This window comes from Acinetobacter sp. 1207_04, from assembly GCF_052850415.1.
Map to the genome: position 1 here is coordinate 66935 of NZ_VXCQ01000003.1, position 19384 is coordinate 86318.

18 protein-coding genes are annotated in these 19384 nt (G+C 36.7%); 15 read left to right on the forward strand and 3 right to left on the reverse strand.

The window, feature by feature from the left end; genetic code table 11:
• Positions 1 to 8: 8 nt before the first annotated feature.
• Complete coding sequence (locus FW754_RS03825) at positions 9 to 194, forward strand: hypothetical protein (RefSeq protein WP_446323915.1); 186 nt, start codon at positions 9 to 11, stop codon at positions 192 to 194.
• Between the two features lie 153 nt (positions 195 to 347).
• A complete protein-coding gene (locus tag FW754_RS03830) occupies positions 348 to 863 on the forward strand; it encodes an acyl-CoA thioesterase (RefSeq protein ID WP_446323916.1) in 516 nt (171 codons plus the stop codon).
• Positions 864 to 1025: 162 nt separating this feature from the next.
• Here FW754_RS03830 and FW754_RS03835 read toward each other — a convergent pair whose 3' ends face one another.
• Positions 1026 to 1370: a hypothetical protein gene (locus FW754_RS03835; RefSeq protein ID WP_409512809.1), complete on the reverse strand. Its 345-nt coding sequence runs from the start codon at positions 1368 to 1370 to the stop codon at positions 1026 to 1028.
• A 264-nt stretch (positions 1371 to 1634) separates the two neighbouring features.
• On the opposite strand from FW754_RS03835, the gene FW754_RS03840 reads away from it, so the two are divergent.
• The 5 genes from FW754_RS03840 (at position 1635) to FW754_RS03860 (ending at position 8110) form a co-directional block, all read left to right on the forward strand.
• Positions 1635 to 2216: a TetR/AcrR family transcriptional regulator gene (locus FW754_RS03840; protein ID WP_409512810.1), complete on the forward strand. Its 582-nt coding sequence runs from the start codon at positions 1635 to 1637 to the stop codon at positions 2214 to 2216.
• Complete coding sequence (locus FW754_RS03845; RefSeq protein ID WP_446323917.1) at positions 2209 to 3441, forward strand: MFS transporter; 1233 nt, start codon at positions 2209 to 2211, stop codon at positions 3439 to 3441. Before FW754_RS03840 ends, FW754_RS03845 begins: the two co-directional genes overlap by 8 nt.
• An 11-nt stretch (positions 3442 to 3452) precedes the next feature.
• Positions 3453 to 4346 (forward strand): LysR substrate-binding domain-containing protein, encoded by an 894-nt coding sequence (locus tag FW754_RS03850; protein ID WP_409512812.1) that lies wholly within the window; start codon positions 3453 to 3455, stop codon positions 4344 to 4346.
• A gap of 447 nt (positions 4347 to 4793) precedes the next feature.
• Complete coding sequence (gene aspT, locus FW754_RS03855) at positions 4794 to 6476, forward strand: aspartate-alanine antiporter (RefSeq protein ID WP_446323918.1); 1683 nt, start codon at positions 4794 to 4796, stop codon at positions 6474 to 6476.
• A gap of 38 nt (positions 6477 to 6514) precedes the next feature.
• A complete protein-coding gene (locus tag FW754_RS03860; protein WP_446323919.1) occupies positions 6515 to 8110 on the forward strand; it encodes a bifunctional aspartate transaminase/aspartate 4-decarboxylase in 1596 nt (531 codons plus the stop codon).
• Positions 8111 to 8211: 101 nt separating this feature from the next.
• Here FW754_RS03860 and FW754_RS03865 read toward each other — a convergent pair whose 3' ends face one another.
• Both FW754_RS03865 and FW754_RS03870 read right to left on the reverse strand, forming a co-directional pair.
• Positions 8212 to 9822: a bifunctional 3-(3-hydroxy-phenyl)propionate/3-hydroxycinnamic acid hydroxylase gene (locus tag FW754_RS03865; protein WP_446323920.1), complete on the reverse strand. Its 1611-nt coding sequence runs from the start codon at positions 9820 to 9822 to the stop codon at positions 8212 to 8214.
• 385 nt (positions 9823 to 10207) lie between these two features.
• Positions 10208 to 10426 (reverse strand): hypothetical protein, encoded by a 219-nt coding sequence (locus tag FW754_RS03870; protein WP_446323921.1) that lies wholly within the window; start codon positions 10424 to 10426, stop codon positions 10208 to 10210.
• A 584-nt stretch (positions 10427 to 11010) separates the two neighbouring features.
• On the opposite strand from FW754_RS03870, the gene FW754_RS03875 reads away from it, so the two are divergent.
• The 8 genes from FW754_RS03875 to FW754_RS03910 all read left to right on the forward strand — a co-directional run bounded on the left by FW754_RS03875 (position 11011) and on the right by FW754_RS03910 (position 19269).
• Positions 11011 to 12030 carry a CobW family GTP-binding protein gene (locus FW754_RS03875; RefSeq protein WP_446323983.1) on the forward strand — a complete coding sequence of 340 codons (1020 nt, stop codon included), beginning with the start codon at positions 11011 to 11013 and terminating at the stop codon, positions 12028 to 12030.
• Positions 12031 to 12090: 60 nt separating this feature from the next.
• A complete protein-coding gene (locus FW754_RS03880; protein ID WP_409512818.1) occupies positions 12091 to 12621 on the forward strand; it encodes a YaeQ family protein in 531 nt (176 codons plus the stop codon).
• A gap of 120 nt (positions 12622 to 12741) precedes the next feature.
• Complete coding sequence (locus tag FW754_RS03885; protein ID WP_446323922.1) at positions 12742 to 13365, forward strand: MgtC/SapB family protein; 624 nt, start codon at positions 12742 to 12744, stop codon at positions 13363 to 13365.
• A gap of 159 nt (positions 13366 to 13524) precedes the next feature.
• Positions 13525 to 13863 (forward strand): FKBP-type peptidyl-prolyl cis-trans isomerase, encoded by a 339-nt coding sequence (locus tag FW754_RS03890; protein WP_409511333.1) that lies wholly within the window; start codon positions 13525 to 13527, stop codon positions 13861 to 13863.
• Between the two features lie 426 nt (positions 13864 to 14289).
• Positions 14290 to 16317, forward strand: coding sequence for a poly-beta-1,6-N-acetyl-D-glucosamine N-deacetylase PgaB (gene pgaB / locus FW754_RS03895; RefSeq protein ID WP_419346624.1), 2028 nt, complete (start codon positions 14290 to 14292; stop codon positions 16315 to 16317).
• 9 nt (positions 16318 to 16326) lie between these two features.
• Positions 16327 to 17592, forward strand: coding sequence for a poly-beta-1,6-N-acetyl-D-glucosamine synthase (pgaC, locus tag FW754_RS03900; protein ID WP_409511331.1), 1266 nt, complete (start codon positions 16327 to 16329; stop codon positions 17590 to 17592).
• 67 nt (positions 17593 to 17659) lie between these two features.
• Entirely contained in the window at positions 17660 to 18073 is a 414-nt protein-coding gene (gene pgaD, locus FW754_RS03905) for a poly-beta-1,6-N-acetyl-D-glucosamine biosynthesis protein PgaD (RefSeq protein ID WP_409511340.1), read from the forward strand.
• 68 nt (positions 18074 to 18141) lie between these two features.
• On the forward strand, positions 18142 to 19269 hold the full coding sequence (locus tag FW754_RS03910; RefSeq protein WP_446323923.1) for an acyltransferase family protein: 1128 nt from the start codon (positions 18142 to 18144) through the stop codon (positions 19267 to 19269).
• Positions 19270 to 19384: the final 115 nt, after the last annotated feature.

A 19384-nucleotide genomic window follows, 5' to 3' on the forward strand; every position in this document is an offset into this window, starting at 1 on the left:
GGCATATCATGACTACTTTTGAAATTGGTCATAAAGTAAAACTTGCAACTCATCCAGAACTTATTTTTGATGTCGTCAGGATTAATCAAGATCAATCTTATGAATTACAAATACGTTTGTCAGAAACCAAGATTTTAAGTTATTGCAATATTTCTGCTGAAATGTTAAAAAAAATTGATGAGAGTGAAAATTAATCAATATAATCAGACCACTATGTAAAATAAAAAATGACAAAGTGGTCTGCTATCATTTTGAATAATGATGAATTATGCAATAAATCATGTTTTTTATATCAAAAGCTATATAATAAGTCGGTAAATCTCCTGTTTTAAACCGAGCCGAGAACGATGCCTCAATTAGATCACGTGACGCCTGCGACTGAAGATCAGTCTGAATTAAGCATGTCTGTATTAATGACGCCTGATATGGCCAACTTTTCTGGAAATGTGCATGGGGGAACGATTCTAAAGCTACTCGATCAGGTGGCTTACGCATGTGCAAGCCGTTATTCAGGCTGTTATGTGGTGACTTTATCGGTTGATAAAGTGAATTTCAAAGAGCCGATTCATGTTGGAGAGTTGGTAACTTTTCTTGCAAGTGTGAACCATGTTGGTCGTACTTCTATGGAAATTGGAATTCGTGTTGAAGCACAAAATATTCGTAAACGAACAATTCGCCATACTAACAGTTGCTATTTCACTATGGTTGCTGTGGATGAAAATGGTAAGCCACAACAAGTACCATCTTTAGATTTAGATAATGATTGGAAACGTTGTCGTTTTGAAGCTGCGGAACACCGTAAAGTGGCACGTTTACAAGAAAATCATCATCCATCATGCAGTATTTATAAAAAATCAGTCTAAAGCTAGGGCACTGATCTCTAAGCAAATAAAACGGCTAAATACAGATGAGTCAAGATGATAAAAAGAGATGTTTAGGCATCTCTTTTTTTGTGGTTGATTTTTAAGCAAATTAAAAAGAGTTGAAAAATGAATTACTCAATTTGTATGTTGATTGAAAGCATATTAATGAGTTTTACTCAGCTCATAACCATTCACAGTCGTATGCCAATTGCCCTGTTCATCTTGAATAGGTGGTTGACTAACTTTAAATTTAGTTGATAGTGGCCACAAACCAACATTGAAATGATCATCTTTAAACTCTTGGATTGAAGCAGAAATAGATGTACTTTTTCCTGGTTGTCTATTGCTGTATTCAACATGTCCTTCAGGTGTAATGATTAAGCTCACCTGACGATCATCATTTTTCCAATCACCAATAAAATTTGCTTTATCAATAGGGAGTGGCTTACTACAAGCGATTATAAATAGTGTGAGTGAAATTACGCTTAATATTTTATTTTTATTCATATTTTTCCTTATTTTATAAGTGTGATTTAAAAAATTATTGTTATTAAATAGAATTCTTGTAAAAATCAAAAAAAATATCATTATTTAAATTTAATACAATATAAGTCTCATTTTTAAATTATTCCCTTCAATATATCTTGTTTTGATATTCCTAGTGTTAAAACTCTGTGTTGAAAATGTAGTGTAGAAATATAGCGCTTTCATTAATTTTGCTATATATTGAAACGATACGTATCGTTTCGTTTTTACATGGATGATTGAACAATGTCAGATTTTGAAAAAACCTCACGCCATCAAGAGCGCATTTTAAATGCAGTCAAGGAAGCACTGGAAGTACACGATTATCGTAAGTTAACTATTGAAGATATTGCATTGCGTGCAGGGGTTGGAAAGTCGACAATTTATCGTTGGTGGAAACATAAGTCAGATCTTGTATTCGAAACGTTTAAGGCGCATACCGCTTCTGTATTTGAAATGGATTTTGAACAAAGCTTAAAATTTAACTTGGTTCAACAACTGTTAAAATTATGCAAGGCGTTAGATCATTCTGTTGGGCGCGCCTTGTTGGTGGTAATGGCAGAGCATCGTGAAGCGGCTGGTGCATTTTTTAAACAATATTTATTGCCTCGCCGTGAGGAAACGCGAAAGCTCATTCAGCTTGCTATTGAGCGAGGTGAAATTAAAGCCGATTATCCCTTTGAATTGATGCTCGATACATTGTATGCACCCATTCATTATCAAATTATTTTTTTTAATCAAGTACCTAATGCTGAATATGTCGATCAACTCGTTAACTTAGTCCTAGAACCTGCACAATTACAGCAGTCAGGTGCATTGGATGTCTAATATAGCATCACCCTTTGACGCGACTGTTTCAGATCGTTTATGGAATCGTTCATTCATATTTTGTGTGTTGAATAATTTATTCTTATTTACCTATTATTTTGCTTTTTTGACCATTCTGCCTGTTTATATTATGAAATCTTTGGGCGGTTCGGTGAAAGAGGCTGGTTTAGCACTGACCTTATTTTTAATTTCATCCATTGCGATTCGTCCATTTTCTGGTCTAATTATTCAAAAACTGGGCAGTAAGCTTTCTTTTCGTGGTTCTGAATTACTTTTTGTCTTATTTGCTTTTACGTATTTATTTGCAGATCAACTTTGGATTTTGCTTTTAGTGCGTTTTATCCATGGCATTTGGTTCAGTATTTTAACCACGGTTGCCGTTCCTGTTGCCAATGAATTTATTCCAGAGCATCGAAAGGGTGAGGGTATGGGCTACTATGTGATGTCGACGAATTTAGCGGTAGTTTTTGGACCATTCCTTGCGCTGACGATATTACAATATTCAGACTTTATGACACTATTTAAAGTACTCACCGCAATTATTTGTATTGGTTTTATTTTTTGTTTAATGATTCCAATACAGAATATTGAAACTGTATCTGCAAAAAAGCAACTCGAAAAAGAAGAACCCTCTACACAAAAAAATAAATTTTCATTGCATGACATTTTAGAATTAAAGGCTGTACCGATTGGCTTAGTGGCATTACTCACAGCATTTGCTTATTCAAGTATTATGAGTTTTATGACAGCTTATGCTGAATCAAAACAGTTATTTGCTTATGTCAGTCTGTTTTTTATTATCTTTGCAATTTCCATGATTATTGTTCGTCCCTGGATTGGAAAATGGTTTGATCGTAAGGGTGCAAATTCGGTCATTTATCCATCTTTTGTTTTTTTTGCGATCGGTTTAGTTATCGTTAGTTTTATGTCTAATCAGTGGATTTTGTGGCTTTCAGCAGTGTTTATTGGCATTGGCTACGGTTCACTCTTTCCATGTTTTCAAACCATTGCGATTCAGTCCGTACCAAAAGAGCGTATGGGGCATGCAATTGCGACATTTTTTACATTATTTGATTTTGGTATGGCAATGGGGTCGGTCATTATTGGGATATTGATCGCTCAATTTGGCTATTCACCGACTTATTTACTTTGTGCGCTAATCACTGTGCTGACTTTGTTTTTTTACCAAGCCAAAGTTGCACCACAATTGGCTTTAAGGCAGTAGAGGACTGAACGATGGAACTCCGTCATTTAAGATATTTTGTAGCAGTTGCACAAGAGTTAAATTTTACTCGAGCAGCACAGCGTATGTGTACTGTACAACCTTCACTAAGTCAGCAGATTAAAGATTTAGAGGCAGAGGTGGGTGTACAGTTATTGACAAGAACCAATCGTAAAGTTGAATTAACCCCAGAAGGTGAAGCCTTTTTAAAAGAGGCTTTACTGTGTTTAGAGCATGCTGAAAAAGCGGTGAATGATGCACGTCAAATTGCCAATATTCAAAAAGATCAGTTGCATATCGGTTTTGTACCTGTAGCAGAAATGAAGGTATTTCCATACATCATGCCCAATATTCGGGCGCATTTTCCGAGTCTAAAAATTCATTTTCATAGTTTGACAGATGCTGAACAATTCAGAGCTTTGAAAAAAGGAACAATTGATATTGCTTTTACACGTTATCCAGAGGCTTCGGAAGAACTTACGCATATACAGGTTTTTCAGGAACCTTTGGCATTGATTATTCCGAAAAATTCCCCTATGGCAGATCAACGTCACATCAGTATTAAAAGTTTTAATCAGCAAGATTTTGTCATTAGTGATGAAGATGCTTCACCTCAACTTCATAAAATTATTCAAGATTTTTTCAAAACGTCAAAGTTGAATGTCAATGTGGTTCAGAAGTCGACCAATATTCTGTTGAATGTTAATTTGGTGGGGATGGGTGTGGGTTGGAGTCTTGTACCTGCTTATGTGCTTCCACTTTTAGGCGACAAAATAATTGTTAAAAATACCATTGAACCTCTGCCAATGATTGGCTTGTATGCCAATTATCGTAAAGGACAAAGTAATCAGGCTTTACAGTTAATTTTACAGGTTTTAAAAGAAAAATTTTATATGGATATGTTCTAAATTTATATAGCAAAGAAGCTTCTTAGACGAGGATGCTAAGGAGCTTATATAATAAAAAAATGATCATAAAACTAAATTAATTTTTGAATAAAATACTTATTCCTAGCAATTTTTATCTAATTTACATTGTTGAAAAAATGTTGCTGAAAAATTGTACTTCGCCCTTTATTTATGTGAAAAATGATAATTGATTCTCATTTGTGCTTAGGAGGTAAGGGGTGAATAGTAACTTTTTTACGATATTTATGTACAAAAAGCGTACATGAAATATTTGACCTTTTTGACCGGTAGATTGATATTTAAGGTCAATTATGAGGAGTATCAATATTTACTTTATTTTACCAATCATAATAAATTAATAGAAAATGCTTATAAATATCAAAACTTAAAATATATTGTTTAAGTTTCTCCGTAGTTTTAAATGTTCACACAGAGAGGGTGAAAGTTATGGAGTGGATACAGGGTCAACTCAGTCATTATCCTGAAATTTTACTATTTCTCGCACTAGGTATTGGATTTTATATTGGAAAATTCCAAATCGGAAAGTTTCAATTAGGCGGTGTAGCTGGTTCATTACTTGTAGCAGTTGCGTTAAGTATGTTTGGAGTTTCGGTTGATAATGGCGTCAAATCTATACTTTTTGCATTATTTATTTATGCGGTTGGTTTCGAAAGTGGACCGCAATTTTTTAAATCTCTTGGCCCCAAGTCCATAAAGGAAATATTACTTGCTGCATTTATGGCAATTGTTGGTCTAGCCACTGTCGTAATTATGGCTAAAATTTTTGATTTAGATAAAGGCTTAGCTGCTGGTATGGCCGCTGGTGGAATGACTCAGTCTGCGATTATTGGAACGGCGAGTGATGCAATTGCGCGACTAGATTTACCTATGGCCGAAATTCAGAAGTTACAGGCAAATGTCGCAATTGGTTATGCCGTCACTTATATTTTTGGTTCTTTAGGTGCAATTATTATTTGTGTCAATATTTTACCAAAATTTATGGGACGAGAAATTCACGATGATGCAGTAGCGGCACAAAAAGAAAGACTAAAAGGTGCATTCCTTTTAAATTCGGGTCAAGCCTTAGCAATGCCTGAAATTGTAGGTCGTATCTATCGCGTAGAAAACGCTGTTGGTAAAAGTGTTTCTGAAATAGAAAGCTATGTCGATAATGTAACGATTGAACGCATAAAACGTAACGATCAATTGATTGATATTAATCAAGATTTACGACTTGAGGCTCAAGATATCGTACTTATCGTTGGTCGTCGTGCAGATGTGGTATCCATTGCTAATAAAATTGGACCAGAGCTACAGTCATCAAGCGGTATGGAACTTGTCATGGACACCATAGATGTTGTGCTTAAAAATCCACAGTACGCAAAACGTACATTGGGAGATATTAAAGCATCTACATCTAAATTATTGAAACAAGGTGTTTTTATTACAGGAATTAAACGTGGTGGAGATCCAATTCCATTAACGGATGACACTGAAGTTTTTCTTGGTGATGTCATTACTGCTTATGGTGCTGAACAAGATATTAAACGTTTTATTAAAGAGGGAGGAACACCAGTTCCTGAATCTATAAAAACAGATTGGGTATTCCATGGTTTTGGTCTCGTGCTTGGTTTACTCATCGGTTTAATTGTTGTTCGTGTATCTGGTGTTCCAATTACGTTGGGAGCTGGTGGTGGTGCTTTATTATCGGGCTTATTATTTGGTTGGTTGAGAACTCGTCATCAGACTATGGGAAATATGCCACCAGCAGCCTCTCAGTTATTAAAGGATTTGGGTTTAGCAGGCTTCGTTGCTGCTGTTGGACTTCAATCTGGGTTACAAGCAATTCAGACAATTAAAGAAAGTGGTTTAACACTATTTATGATTGGCGTTGTTGTAACGATTGTGCCACTCATACTTTCAATGTTCTTTGCACGTTTTGTTCTCAAATATGACAACGTTGCTATTTTGGCGGGTGCTCTATCGGGTGCAAGAAGTGCCAATCCAGCATTTGGTGGTGTTCTAGATAAAGCTGGAAATAGCATTCCAACTGTTCCTTTTGCAATTACTTACGCCTTAGCAAATGTATTTCTAACATTATTAGGACCATTTGTTGTTGCCTTGGTTTAATTATTTTAAAGATATAAACAATAATTCTGGAGATTAAGATGTCAAATGTAGATTATTCAAAATATGCAAAATTAAGCCCATTTGAATTAAAAGATAATTTAATTGAACTTGCGCAAAGTCGAACAGATCGAATGATGCTAAATGCGGGGCGCGGTAATCCTAATTTTCTAGCAACTTTACCACGCCGTGCTTTTTTCCAACTTGGATTATTTGCAGCGACAGAGTCTGAATTTTCATTTTCATTTATGCCTGAAGGTGTAGGTGGTTTTCCTCGTATACAAGGGCTAAGCTCACGTTTCGATCATTTTATTTTGGAAAATCGTGATAAGCCAGGTGTTGTATTTCTAGGTAAAGCGATTTCATATATACGTGATCAGCTTGGGATTGACCCTGACGCATTTTTGTTAGAGATGGTTGAAGGGATTTTAGGTTGTAACTATCCTGTACCTGATCGTATGCTTCGGTTAAGTGAGCAGGTTGTTAAGGAGTATATCGTACGTGAAATGGGTGTCACTAATTTAGGTATTGATGCTTTTGATCTTTTTGCAGTTGAAGGTGGTACGGCTGCAATGGCATATATCTTTAACTCTTTAAAAGAGAATAAGATTCTTAACTCTGGTGATAAAATTGCAATTGGTACACCTATCTTTACCCCTTATCTTGAAATTCCAGAGTTAAATGATTACCAATTAGAACAAGTACATATACAGGCAGATCCAGATCTAGATTGGCAATATCCTGAAGCTGAACTGAGAAAATTAGAAGATCCATCTATTAAGGCATTTTTTTTAGTTAATCCTAGTAATCCACCTTCAGTAAAAATATGTGATGAAAGTTTAGAAATTATTGCCGATATTGTGAAAAAACGTCCTGATCTAATTATTTTGACAGACGATGTTTATGGTACTTTTGCAGAAAATTTTAGATCACTTTTTGCAATTTGCCCAAATAATACGATTTTGGTTTATTCATTCTCAAAATATTTTGGTGCGACAGGATGGCGTTTAGGGGTGATTGCACTTGCCCAAGACAATATTTTAGATCAAAAAATTGCTAACTTATCTGATGCACATAAAGCTGAATTGGCACAACGTTACTCATCGTTAACCACAAGTCCATCTCAGATTAAATTGATTGATCGTATGGTTGCCGATAGTCGTACAGTTGCATTAAATCATACAGCAGGTTTATCAACGCCTCAGCAAGTACAAATGGTCTTATTTGCTTTATTCAATATGATGGACTCTCGTCAGCAATATAAGAAAGCATTGAAATCTGTGATTAAAGATCGAGATCATGCTTTATACCGTCAATTAGGTGTCACATATAATGATAATGTGAATGCTGTAAATTATTACACTTTGATTGATTTAGATAAAACTTGCCGAGCACTTTATGGCGATGAGTTTGCCAATTGGGTACAGAAAGTGAAAAACCCAACAGACTTACTATTTAATATCGCTGATGAAACGGGGATTGTACTTTTACCAGGCAGGGGCTTTGGCGTTCCAAAGGCATCTGCTCGTGCTTCTTTGGCAAATTTAAATGAATTCCAATATGCATCCATTGGTAAAGCATTGAATAAATTTGCTGAAGAGTACTATAACGAGTATTTAATTGAAAAAAATAAGTAAGCTTTCTTAATAAAAAACCACTCAATTGAGTGGTTTTTTATTATAAATGGTCACGTCTGACGGAGTCAGAAAGACTAAAAATAATAATCTATTACAAGTAATTATTTTACATGTAGTTTATTAAACAACTGCTGACTCATCGTATTCATGGTCTGTGGAATTGCAAGGGCAGCCACGAAACGGTCAGGGCGTAGAATTGCAATCGCTTGATCTGTTTTACCAAACCATGTACGGATTTCTGTGCCTGCATCGCCAATGGTAATGACATTCTCAAAAGTTTTACGCTGGTCATTGCTCAATTGAACTGCAGGAATCACTTGAATAAACTTCACACCTAAAGACTGCCATTTTTTCATGTTTGCTTCGTTGATGCCCCATTTTGGATCGACACCCCACGCAATAACCGCAAAGTCATTACCAAGCACTTCATCGAGTAAAACAGTTTGACCATTTTCAAGCTGAATATTCGGTTGAATAAACATTTTTCCCACAGGGGAATCTTTACGTGTGTCTTGCACTAAAGCGCCATCGCTATATTTTGGCATGGGTTTAAAACGCATTTCCAATAAATATTGTTTAATTGGCTTAATGTAATTCAATGCATAGGCAATACCATCACGTACAAAACCATGCCATTTTTTTGGAGGTGCAAGCACATGACCTGCCATGACCGAAAGGTCAATCATTGCTTGGGCATGGTCTTTACGCTCAATTTGATAAGTGTCTAACAAGTTAGCACCCGCTTTACCTTGAACCACTAAAGCGACTTTCCATGCAAGATTAAAAGCATCACGCATGCCACTGTTATACCCTTGACCTTGCCATACAGGCATGATGTGTGCGGCATCGCCTGCAAGTAAAATACGGTCTACGCGAAATTTATCGGCAATACGCGCATTGTGCGTATAAACACGCTGACGAATTACTTCAATTCCATCTGTTGTTGGTAATACTTTAGAGAGTAATTTTGCGATATTTTCAGGTTTACTCAGTTCTTCCTGAGTTTCACCGGGCATCACCATAAATTCAAAACGGCGGATACCATGCGGTAAGGCTGCTGATACATATGGGCGTACAGGGTCACAGCAGAGGTAAATATGTGGGGTTGCTAATGGATCATTTTCAACATCAATTACGATCCATTGGTTTGGTGCAGTTTTACCATCGAAACCGATATTTAAAGTACGACGGACAACAGAATTACCCCCATCACATGCAATTAAATATTTTGCATGAATGGTTTCTTGAGTTTGATCTTTGCTATGAATTTTAAGTGTTACACCATAGGCATCTTGGCTGAACTCTTCCAAAGTCCGTGCAAATAAAACTTGCGTGTGTTCGTATTGTTTTAAACCTTGCAATAACACGCTGTCGACTTGCGGCTGAATAAATGCATTACGGCGAGAGAAACCAAATTCACGAGTAAGCGGTTGAATGTCGGCAAAACAATGACCTTTAGGCGTTAAAAAACGCATTGCATGGTTCGGTGTTGTATGTGGTAAAACTTGATCGACAAGTCCGAGTGATTGAATGGTTCGCAAAGATTCATCATCAATACCAATGGCGCGAGGGTAGTCAATTAAGCTATCGAGCTGTTCTACGATTGTGACCTGTACACCTTGTTTGCTCAAATAGTTGGCGATGGTCAGACCAACAGGACCAGCGCCGATGATTGCCACTTCTGTGGTGTATTCAATTGGTTTTTTGCTCACAAGGAATATCCATTCAATTCACTATATAATGCTATTAACGATGAATACGTTAGTCTAAACAAGCTATGCCATAGTTGATATATTGCATATAAAAATCTATGTGATCATGATAGATTTATATCAATCTTTTGTTTTATATAGATTTTTTAAAAATTATTAAATATCGAAAATGAATATCACGATTTATTTTGACTATGATCAATTGTATTTTTAAATCAGAAAAATTTGAAATGAGCAGCATTTTTTGCTGAGGTATCAAAAATAGAGGAAAAATCTAAAAATAAAATAGCGACTCCCAATACAAATACGCAATGACAGATACAGCAGATCGATCATTGCGTATTTTTCTAAATATGCTTAATCACAAAATTGAAAATATTTCATCTTATTTATGAGAAGAGCGATCGACTTCAGCGCTTGCACTTGCATCTGTTTCAGTTGGTGAGGGTTGCTCTGTAGGGGTTTCCGTTGTTCCTGCTTCATCAGGTAGTTCTTGGGTAGATACGATGACTTTTTTTTCAGCAGGTGGTGTAGTGGGTGCTGCAAAAGCCGTGGCAGCAGTGAAAGCGAATGTGGTTACAAGAAGAGTTTGAATAAGTTTCATTGTGGCATCCTTATAGATTTTGCAAAAGCGATAACAAACGTCATTGTTGTTATCTATGGTTTATAGCAGTCTGCCGCTAACTCTGGAGGCATTGCATTGGAGGCAATATCGTCAGCAGCTTGACTACGGAAATCATGCTAAAGCCTGAAAGCAGGTAGGACAACCTTGACAACAAAGTAAAACAGTTTGGGTAACGTGAGAAAAACAAAGTGGACTTTTATGTTTTGCTTATGTAAAAAAAACGGTTCAATACCATTTTAAAATGTATATAAATATATTTTTTCGCATAAAAAATAATCAATATTTTTACTGAGGATGTACAAAATAAGGAGATTCTTAAGTAAATATGCGGAATTTATAATCGTTGATACTCGTTTTTTGATTCTTTTATTGAAAAGAATTCTTTAAAGCGCTTTGCATAGACAGGAGATTGACTTAAATTTGGCTAAAATATGAAACCAATTTCGAGCCTAATTTTTAATGATGTTAAGTAAGCATAACGTGAAATAGCTCAGATGATTGATAGATCAATAGCCACACAATTTTTTACTCTTGATGCCAAGAGCGAAATGAATCGGGAGTTAATGCATTTGAAAATTCTGCAACCATCGCAAGTGAAAACACACATTATTTCGGGTTTTCTCGGTGCAGGAAAAACCACACTCCTACAAAAGTTATTGGCACAGAAACCTGAACATGAAGTTTGGGCTGTGCTGATGAATGAGTTTGGGCAGATTGGAGTCGATCAGCAACTTTTACCGCAGGGTGATGGTTATGAGGTCAAAGAGTTGTTAGGTGGATGTTTGTGCTGTACAGGTCAGTTGCCGATGCAAATAGCACTCTCTCGTTTGATTCAAGAGAAAAATCCAGATCGTTTATTTATTGAACCTACAGGCTTGGGGCATCCTGCTCAATTGTTAGAACAACTGACTGAACCGCAATGGCATGCCCAAATTGATATGCGCGCGTTGGTTACGGTCGTAGATGGTTCACGTTTGCATGATGAAACATGGGGGAATCACAACTTATATCAAGATCAATTAAAAGCAGCGCAAATTGTAGTGATCTCACATGCCGATGTAATGACGGAAATTGATCAGTCGGCATTGTTAAAACTTAAAGATGAATATTTAGCCTATTCACAAACTTGGCTTCCCGCTGTGCAGGGTGATCTGTTACTGAGCCAAATTGATTTACCGTATGTAGGTCTAGAACGTAAAATTCAGCCCTTAATTCAACTTCAAAAACAGTTACCCGCAAATGAACCTATGCCTGAAATTCGCCAATTACCTTATCACTATATAGAAAGTTCACAGGATTATACTGTTGCAGGTTGGAAGTTTTCTAAACGTTGGCAGTTTGATTTTTATGATCTTTTAGATGTGTTATGTGAGCAACAAGATTGGCTACGTATTAAAGGAATTTTTCATACCAATCAGGGCTGGATGAATTTCAACTTTAATCCACAAGATCTCAACTATAAATCGGGTGAAGAGGGTATTGATAATCGGATTGAAATCATTACGCAAACCGACCGTGATTGGTCGAATTTTGAAAGTGCAGTGTTGAACTGTCGAATTGATCAAGTTGAAAAATCTCAGTAATTCTCTGCAAAATCTTATAGACTGTGCGCCATATTTAGAACTTCATTTTTTGGATTTTTCATGGCGTTAAAAGCAACAATTTATAAGGTGGATTTGAATATTGCCAATATGGATGTTCATCAATATGGCGATTTTCAATTTACTATGGCACTGCATCCATCTGAAACCATTGAACGTTTGATGGTTCGTGTGTTGGCTTATGCACGCTTTGCTGAAGAGCGTCTTGAATTTACCAAAGATTTGTTTGAGACAGATGAGCCTGCATTGTGGGAAAAAGACCTTACAGGGCAGTTGGTAAAATGGATCGAAGTCGGCCTACCAGATGAAGATAAAGTTAAAAAAGCTGCTGCGCGTTGTAAAGATGTTGCCGTGATTGCCTATGGTTCAGCAGTTGCAGAATGGTACAAACGTAGTTCTAAGTTAAAAACATTGAAAAATGTTCAAGTTTGGCAATTATCTGAACAAACCACAGCCGATATTCAGCAATTATGTCAACGTACTATGCAGTTACAACTGAATGTTATGGATGGTGAATGGACATTGATTGGCGACAATGCACAAGCGGTTATTGAGTGGACACAATTGCAATAATTTATAATGGTGTATCAATAACTCAAAGTTAATTGAACAAAAATGCAGGCAAAATCGCTTGCATTTTTGTTTTGAAACTCAGTATATCTAATCAGACAACAATCATAATATTGATCAGATATGAATCTTGAACTTTATCAATTATTACTAGCACTCATGGTTGGTGCCATTATTGGCACAGAGCGAGAGTATCGTAGTAAATCTGCTGGCTTAAGAACCATGATTATGGTTAGTCTAGCCTCCTGTTTATTTACCATGCTTTCGCTACGTATTGGGGTAGAAAATCCAGATAGACTTGCAGCAAATATTTTAACAGGACTTGGTTTCTTGGGCGCGGGTGTGATCTTTAAAGATGATAATCGAATTTCAGGCATTACCACTGCAACAACTATTTGGATGGTTGCAGCACTAGGCATGGCAGTTGGGGCAGGCTATTTTTTCTTAAGTTTAATCGGTACAGGACTGGTGCTGATTGTCTTGATATTCTTGGTGTATATTCAAGAGGAAATAGATGAATTTCATCAGGCACGCAATTATAGAATTTTATGTATCTATAAAGAAGAAACGCTAGATAAATATGAAAAAATATTTTCTGATAACCAGTTAAAAATTATTCGTGGTGGGCAAAATAAAACTGAACAAAATATTATTGGGCATTGGGTTTTAATTGGATCAGCACAAAACCATCAAAAACTCACACAATACTTATTGAATGATACTGAGATTAAAGAGCTGAGTTTTTGATATTAGATTGGAATATAAGCAGAAAAGTGGAAACCGCAATTATAAGAATATGCGTATAATTATGCACAATAGGTTTTACAGGATTATCATCATTTTTGTCAGGCGTGTACTGAACAATAGATGAAATTTCGTTTTTATATTTGATGGATTGAGTGAAAAATGACGACTGAATTAGAAATTATTGATTTAAAAGTAGGTGAAGGAAAAGAAGCAGTAAAAGGTGCTTTAATTACGACGCACTATACAGGTTGGTTGGAAGATGGCACAAAGTTTGATTCTTCAATTGACCGAGGGAGTTACTTTGAAACTGTGATTGGCACAGGGCGTGTGATCAAGGGGTGGGATCAAGGGATTATGGGCATGAAAGTGGGTGGTAAACGTAAATTGATCGTGCCGTCACACTTGGCGTATGGTGAACGTAAAATGGGTAAAATTATTCCTGCCAATTCAAATCTTACTTTTGAAATTGAATTATTTGATGTAAAAACACGGGATTAAGACTTTGCACTTTTTGCAGTAAAAAATTGTAGAGTTTTGTATTAAAAAGCCCTTGAACTAAAATAAATTCGAGGGCTTTTTAATGGTTTACTAAAAAAGAAACATAATTCATTTAGCTTGAAAATGACTTTATTGTTCGATTTATTGTGAAAATATGAGGGAACTACATCAAATATGTAAGTTTTGTCTAAATATTAATCATAAAGACACATATCTAAACATACAATAACCTCATAAAGTGATAAAACGCATCTGCAATAAATAATTCAATTCTGAATTATTTTAAGATTATTTTCAGCTTCATTCTTTTAAATCAGCAATATAAGTATCTGATCAGATCCGTTCACCGTAAATTTGCGTACAAATTTATTGTGTGACTACGCATTTTTGACCCGATTAACAATGATGACCGAGTAAATTGACCTCATGCAAATTCGTTATTTATCCCCAGCAATGGTTTTATGTGCAATGCTTGGCTGTAGTGTTTCAGGTCTAGCATTGGCGGAAGATCAGCCGAGTGAAGCTGTCATAGAGCAAGATAATTTACCACCTGCTGATTTAAATACCTTAACAATTATTGGTTATCACGAAATTACGGCAGAGAAAAACGCCGTGATTCCCGATTATGCGGTGAGTACGAAGCAATTTGAGTTGCATCTCGATTGGTTGCAAAAAAATGGCTACCACTTTATTTCAGTGACTCAATTGATCAAAGCCAATGAAGGCAAAGCTAAACTGCCTACTAAACCCGTATTATTAACCGTAGATGATGGTTACCAATCTTTTTACCAATATGCTTATCCAATTATTAAACGCAGAAAAATTCCTGTAGTGATGTCGGTGGTTGGTTCTTGGCTTGAAACCAAAGCCAATACGCCCGTACAGTTTGGTGATGATCAACTCGCCCGAGATAAATTGCTCAGTTGGGATGAGCTAAAAACTATGCAGAACAGTGGTTTAGTTGAAATTGGTAGCCACAGTTATAATTTGCATAAAGGTATATTGGGTAATCCTCAAGGCAACTCTGAACCTGCCGCAACCACACGTGAATACAATCCAAAAAATAAAAGCTATGAAACAGATAAACAGTACGCAGATCGTATTTTAAGTGACTTGAAAAAGAACAATCAGGTACTTAAAGCACATGGTTTAAAACAGCCACGTGTGATGGTTTGGCCTTATGGTCGTTACAATATGCAAACGGTTGAATTGGCTAAAAAAGCAGGTATGCCTGTGACCATTAGTTTGGATGATGGCCCCGATCATATTGAGAAATCCTTGGGACATTTGAATCGCATTTTGATTGAAGGCGGTATGAGTACCGATGCTTTGGCACAAGAAATTCAAAGCCGTCAAATGAGTTTGGGAGATAACAATCGTCCGCAAAAAATCATGCATGTCGATCTCGATTATATTTATGATCCTGATGAAAAACAGCAAGAGAAAAATCTAGGACATCTGCTTGATCGTATTCGAGACATGAATGTCAATACGGTATATTTGCAGGCGTTTTCTGACCCCGATGCCAACGGTTCTGCGGATATGGTGTATTTCCCAAATCGATACTTACCTATGCGTGCAGATTTATTTAATCGTGTCTCTTGGCAAATTCAAACCCGTACACAGGTCGGGCGTGTGTATGCATGGATGCCATTACTTGCTTGGGAATTGCCCGAAAAAAATCCTGTTTCTAAGGACTTAGTTGTTACACAGCAGGCACATGCAGGTGATCATCTCAATATGGGCTACCACCGCTTAAGTCCATATTCTGCTGAAGCACGTCAAACGATTGAAGGGATTTATCAAGATTTGGCAAAATCGGCAACTTTCGATGGGATCTTATTCCATGACGATGCAACCTTGTCGGATTATGAAGATGCAAGTCCCGATGCGATGAAAGCTTATGCATCTATTGGTTTAACTGAAAGTTTAGAAGATATCCGTAAAAATGATGCATTATTGCAAAAATGGACGGCCTATAAAACGACAACTATCGATGATTTTGCTCAAGATTTGGCACAGAAAGTTCGCTATTGGCAGCCATTTTTACTAACAGCACGTAATTTGTATGCTCAAGTTGCATTGTCACCATATTCAGAAAATTGGTATGCACAGTCGTTAGAACAGTCAATACAAAAGTATGATTTTACAGCGATTATGGCAATGCCTTATATGGAACAAGCACCTGATACAAATAAGTTCTATCAAGATTTGGTCAATCGTGTCAAAAAGTATCCTAATGGTATGAAAAAAACAGTGTTTGAGTTACAGGCTGTCAATTGGCGTACCAATGAAAAAGTACCGACAGAAGAAATGGCGAGTACGATAAAATCGTTGTATCAACAAGGTGTTATGCATGTAGGTTATTATCCCGATGACCCAATTCAAGATCACCCCGATACAACACAAATGCGTCAGGTATTCGATTTGAAATCTTCTCGACTTGTACCTTGAGGATAGAAGATGAGCACTTTTCAGCATCTATGGCAGACCATTCTAAATTTTATTTTTTATTATCCACTATTTATGTCGTATTTGTGGATGATTGGTGCACTGATTTTTTATTGGAAAGAGCGTAAAGAGCCCCCATTTCAACAACCAGTTGCTTTAACTGCGTATCCATTGGTTGCGGTGCTTGTCCCTTGTTTTAATGAACAAGACAATGCTGTGGAAACGATTAGTCATGCACTACAATTAAATTATCCAAATTTTGAAGTGATTGCGATTAATGATGGAAGCTCAGATCGTACTGCCGAGATATTAAATGCACTAGCACTTCAGCATGACAAATTACGTGTGGTGCATTTGGCAGAAAACCAAGGTAAAGCAATGGCATTGCAAGCGGGTAGTTTACTGACAGATGCTGAATTTCTGATCGGGATTGATGGTGATGCATTACTTGATCCTTTTGCTGCACAGTGGATGATTCGTCACTTTCTTGAAAATCCAACTGTTGCTGCGGTAACAGGTAATCCTCGAATTCGTACACGTTCAACGTTACTTGGACGCATTCAAGTCGGTGAATTTTCATCTATTGTTGGGATGATTAAGCGTGCGCAACGAACCTTTGGGCGTTTGTTTACCGTATCAGGTGTGATTACTGCATTTCGTAAAAGTGCCGTGCATGAAGTGGGTTATTGGTCACCCAATATGCTAACTGAAGATATTGATATTACGTGGAAACTATATCGAGCAGGCTGGGATATTCGCTTTGAACCGAATGCTTTGGTCTGGATTCTCATGCCTGAAACATTGAATGGTTTATGGAAACAACGTCTGCGTTGGGCAATGGGTGGGGCACAGGTATTATTGAAAAATATTGATGTGTTGTTTAAACCTAAATTGAATTATTTATGGCCATTAATTATTGAATTGATTTTGACTTTAGTTTGGTCATATTTGATGTTAACTATGCTCATTTTATGGATTTTGCATTTCATTTTACCTTTCGCAGGCTTTCCTGAAATCAGTTCACCATTGTTACCTATGGGAACAGGTATATTGCTTGGTACAACCTGTTTATTGCAGTTTGCGATGAGTAAGTGGATGGATAGCCGTTACGAAGCAGGTTTGGCACGAAATTATTATTGGATGATTTGGTATCCATTTGTATTTTGGCTCATTACGGTAAGCGCGAGTATAATTGCCTTTCCAAAAGTATTATTCCGTAAAGATGGAACGCGAGCACGTTGGGTCAGTCCTGACCGTGGATTGCGTAATGACGACTAAAGAACATGATACACAACTGGAATCTGACCCTGTAAAACCTGAGTCATCTAGTTCAACAGAGGCGAATATGAAAACTGAATCTTTGATTATTGATGTACGTGGTCAACTACCATGGCATCGTCGCTATTTCACCACAACCATGACAGCGATGTTATGGGCAGGTTGGTTATTGCTTTGGCGACCATTGGTTATTGGGATTGGATATCTCTCGATTCAAAAACCGCATCTGGTGCATTATTTTTTTAGTACCTTTGCCCAAGTACTTGAAAATGGCTTTTTTGCACTGATTGCCTGTGCCGTTTCTTTGTGGTTGTGGAGTAACTTTGTACCTGCAAAAACTAAAAAAGAAGCAGAAACCAAAAGCACAGCGCAGTATGCGAGTTATTTCAACTTAGATATCGATGCTTTAATGCAAGCACGTCAGCAAAAAATTGCTACGGTTCATCATAATGCTGAAGGACGAATTACTAAAATTCAGTAATCGTTTTTTTGAAAACGCTGAAAAATGACAGCATTTAGGTTTGAAGAGTTTAGAGAGTAAAAAAGTACATGACAGCTAAAATTAATGCAGCAGAGAGTATTCGGGGGCTTGCGTGTTTAGCTGTAGTATTTTCTCACCTCGCAATGAGTTTTTTTCCTTTTTTACACCATTTTGATCCAACAGAAACTACCGATTTAAATTGGGTGTATCAAGTTCATCATTTACCACTAGGTTTTTTATATTCGGGTGATGCAGCCGTTTTTGTCTTTTTTGTACTGAGCGGTTATGTGCTCAGTTATGCGATCTTAAAAAAACCTGAACAGTTTCAGAGTCGTTTAAAAATTATGATGGTTAAGCGTTATCCACGCTTAATGATTCCCGCACTGACCTCTTGTTTAATTATTTGGGCGACATTATCAATAATTGATATCGATAGTCGACATGTAGGTTTGTGGCTACAAGCCTTTGCTCAACAAGATTTTAGCTTTAAAACAGCATTATATGAAGGCACAATCGGCGCCTTCTTATTTTCGGATAGTAATATTAATTGGGTACTGTGGACTATGACCATTGAGTTGATGGGGTCATTTGTACTGTTTTTTTTACTGGTACTTTACCAGTGGAAACACGGTGTATTTTGGCTCGGTTCAGTGTTGGTACTCGTACTCGCTTATATGTGGCGTGGACAAGGCTTTTGTATGGGAATTGCAAGCTTTGTGATAGGCATTTATATTTATTTATATGCTAAACAACTGTCTGCCTGTTTCGCAGTTTTACTGTTAATTTTAGGTTTGTATTTAGCAGGTGCACATAATACGAGCCAGGCTTATTCGTGGTTATATGCGCTGTGGGGTGAACATACTTATGATTTTAGTAATTTTCTTGCAGGGCCAATCATTGTTTATAGTGTATTGATGAGTCCATTGCTGTCAAAAGGGCTTGATCGTCCGATTTTAGTTTGGTTGGGAAAACTATCATTTTCGATTTATTTGATACACTTGTTAATGCTAACGTTGGTGTGTATTCCTTTGTTTAATTTGTTTTTAAAATGGCACTGGAGTTATTCACAGTCTGCGATTTGTTCGGGTGTATTGGCAATATTAGCAACACTTGTTGTTGCAGATATTTATAGTCGTTATATTGATCAATTTGCAATTAATATCAGTCAAAAAATAGCGATTAAAATTCTTAAATAACTGAATATATTGGGTAATGATGCTCAGTATTTCCTTGTTGGCAAAAAATATGCTAATTTTATAATCGAAGTGTTGGTATTGACTTTAAAATACCAACTCTCAAGTTATCTTATTC